General features: G+C 56.2%; 5 protein-coding genes. All 5 read right to left on the bottom strand.

The features are described from left to right. Positions 1–108 precede the first annotated feature (108 nt). Positions 109–360: a hypothetical protein gene (locus ACFPPA_RS19000; RefSeq protein WP_377322824.1), complete on the bottom strand. Its 252-nt coding sequence runs from the start codon at positions 358–360 to the stop codon at positions 109–111. Between the two features lie 56 nt (positions 361–416). Next, positions 417–662 carry a hypothetical protein gene (locus ACFPPA_RS19005; RefSeq protein ID WP_377322826.1) on the bottom strand — a complete coding sequence of 82 codons (246 nt, stop codon included), beginning with the start codon at positions 660–662 and terminating at the stop codon, positions 417–419. 61 nt (positions 663–723) lie between these two features. Then, on the bottom strand, positions 724–1107 hold the full coding sequence (locus tag ACFPPA_RS19010; RefSeq protein WP_377322828.1) for a hypothetical protein: 384 nt from the start codon (positions 1105–1107) through the stop codon (positions 724–726). A gap of 58 nt (positions 1108–1165) precedes the next feature. Beyond that, positions 1166–1534: a hypothetical protein gene (locus tag ACFPPA_RS19015; protein ID WP_377322830.1), complete on the bottom strand. Its 369-nt coding sequence runs from the start codon at positions 1532–1534 to the stop codon at positions 1166–1168. Positions 1535–2242: 708 nt separating this feature from the next. After that, positions 2243–2635 (bottom strand): DUF6228 family protein, encoded by a 393-nt coding sequence (locus ACFPPA_RS19020; protein WP_377322832.1) that lies wholly within the window; start codon positions 2633–2635, stop codon positions 2243–2245. Positions 2636–2786: the final 151 nt, after the last annotated feature.

The following is a 2786-nucleotide window of genomic DNA, read 5'->3' on the forward strand; positions in this document are numbered from 1 at the left end:
GCTCAAACGGACAGCGGTTGCCTTGAATTCCTGGCTGTAGCGGTAGGTCGTTCGTGGACCTGGTTTCGGCATCTTGTGGACTCCTGAAGTGGTAGTTCAGGGTGTCCACTAAAGCGTAGGAAGTCTCGTGTCCACAGCACCGTGATAGTTAGCGTTGGACAGATAGGATTGGGTAAGCCCCCAGCCTCCATCTTTACTGCCCTTTACTGAAACCTTGAGCATCCGGCTCTTGTCTACCGCGACGAGATCGTACTCTGGCTGGTTTGCGCCGTACTGCACCGAAATGTCCCAGCCGCATCGAGCAAATTGTGCTGCCGCAAACGGTTCTGCTGCCGTTGCGACGTGCCAAGAATTTTTCATTTAACGGCCTAACGCTGGAATTAAGCGGCGGCGGAGCCGTCCGCTTGGATGACGGGTTAGGTGTGCGGGCCACGATCTTTGCCGACGCCACCTACGATTGCTAACAAGAGGCCGATGGCACCCGCTGCGGAAGCCCACATGATACTCACGCCAGCTTTGACGTGAAGTTGCCACAAGCCGATTGCGGCAACAGCGATTAGTAGACCGACAGCCTCGACCGCACCAAGTGACCTGTTGCCGGCTCGATAGAGCTTGCCGTCGTCGCGATTGGTCCACTTCCTGAGCTTGGCAAAGAAACTCATTCTTGGAGACACCTAACGCTGGAGTTAAGCGGCGGCGAAGCCGTCCGCCTTGAACGAGTGGTTAGGCATGTGCCCGCCACCTCCAAACTGTGAAAAAAAGAAGTGCCGACGAAATGCCCTCTAAGGCGTACAGAATAAGATTTTCGAGGTGATGCGTCCCATTGAGCATAAAAAACTGTGCGGCACACCCTACAAGTAACCCAGATGCAGTAGCGAACCACCACTGCACGAGTTTAAATCGGCGTGCCAAGAAGAACAGCGGCAGACCGAAGATGCAAGCGAATATGAAAGCGACTGGATAAACGGCTAAAGAGATCATCAATCCCGTAGGGATGTCTCCAAATTCTCCTCGGAGGGCGGAGAACAAGGTACCGCCTACCGCCGGACCGAAGCCAGCAGCGACGAGGCTCAGCGCGATGGATCTCGATTCCTTGGCAACAGCCATGTCGTGGGCCTAACGCTGGAATTGAGCGGCGGCGAAGCCGTCCGCCTCGAATGATTGGTTAGGCCTGACTCGCAGCATCGACGAAAGGCCTGAGGGATGCGATGGACGGTAGTGTCTTGGGAGCCTCTCCAGCAAGGCCGTAGACTTCCAAGCCAGAGAGAACGCCTGTTTGCTCGTAGACAAAAACGCCACTGAGTTCTTCGGGGTCGCCAAATAGGAAGTCGGCGAGGATATGCATACCGCCTTTGTGGTCCGGCATGCCAGGAACAGCCAGATTGAAACTGGCACAGCCACAAAGACACTGCCAGGGGGTAACCAACGCTTGCTCTAGTTGCGGCAGGAAGCCAATTGCCTCTGGATTGCCATGCTCCAGCATCCAGAGGACGAGGTCATGCTCTTGTGTTGTCAGCTGCCGAAGAGTGCTCACACAGAAGGCCTAACGCTGGAGTTAAGCGGCGCGCGGTACGCGCGTCCGGCTTGGACGAGATGTTAGGCGAGCTCGACAAGCTGCCCGGAAACTAGCTTGGCAGCGTCCGAAGGCGAAACCAAGTGGAAGGCAAAAATAGACGTATCAGGTGCGCCATCGGGCATGAGGGCGCGAGGTTGGGACAACGAACGCGCGACGGGTACCCCACCTAGACGAGGTTGCTCTGCAAGAGAGAACTCCCCGACGCCGAGTTGCCGCGCCAGAACATACGCACCACCGGCTCGGGAAATTACAGTCTCGACACGAAATTGCATGAGTGTCTTTATCGCCTAACGCTGGAGTTAAGCGGCGGCGAAGCCGTCCGCCTTGAACGAGGTGTTAGGCCCTAGCCTCATAGAACTGATGAAAGCATAACGATAAGCAGGCCAACAACAACCGCTGTAAGCAGGGCCAGACACAGTGCTGGGGCAGACAGGAAGCCAAAGAACCGAACATTCTTGCCCGAGAAAATGTACCCACATCTAGGGCAACGAACCTTGGAGGATGCGGCTGGCAACGTGAAACCATGAGAAGTGGCAACGCCGCCCCAAACAAGAGCGCTGCGACCCTCAAAGTTTGCCGAGCATTTCGGGCAGGTTTCGAATCCTTTCATAGAGCGCCTAACGCTGGAATTGAGCGGCGGCGTAGCCGTCCGCCTCGAATGAGATGTTAGATGCCCGCGCCGACACCAAAGAAGCGGATTGCTTCCTTCGCCAGCGCAGGCAACTGCCCAAGCTCGGATGTGATTGACCCCGTTACCCGCCACTCGTCAGCAGCCCCGGGCACACCACAGATAGACACAGAAAAAACCACATGACCCGAGCGGTCGCATGTGGCGGAAATAGAGAACTCGCCCTCAAGAGAACTCCAATCGTCACTCCCAGCCCATGGCCGATCATGAGCTGCAATCCGAGAAAAAAATGTTTCTGGACCGGGTGCGTCGGGGAAGGAATAGACCTCACGAACTGCGCGAACCTCGAGGCTCCGGAATTCCACAGTGAAATGATGTTCCCGCGCACCGACGAAGGCCAGCTCTCGGTCGGAAGCCGTGGATTTGATCAAGAACAATTCAGGCTCTCTTGGCATCTAACGAGGTTGTAGAAAAACCTCCGCCGATCTTGCTTCAATAGCAGGACGTGAACAAGGGGCATCGGCATGGCACGCTACCGACACATCGACATGAGTCCGCGGCTGTTGCCGGTGGATCTTGAGG

The sequence above is a fragment of the Rhodanobacter ginsengisoli genome, assembly GCF_042657065.1.
GTDB classification, from domain to species: domain Bacteria; phylum Pseudomonadota; class Gammaproteobacteria; order Xanthomonadales; family Rhodanobacteraceae; genus Rhodanobacter; species Rhodanobacter ginsengisoli.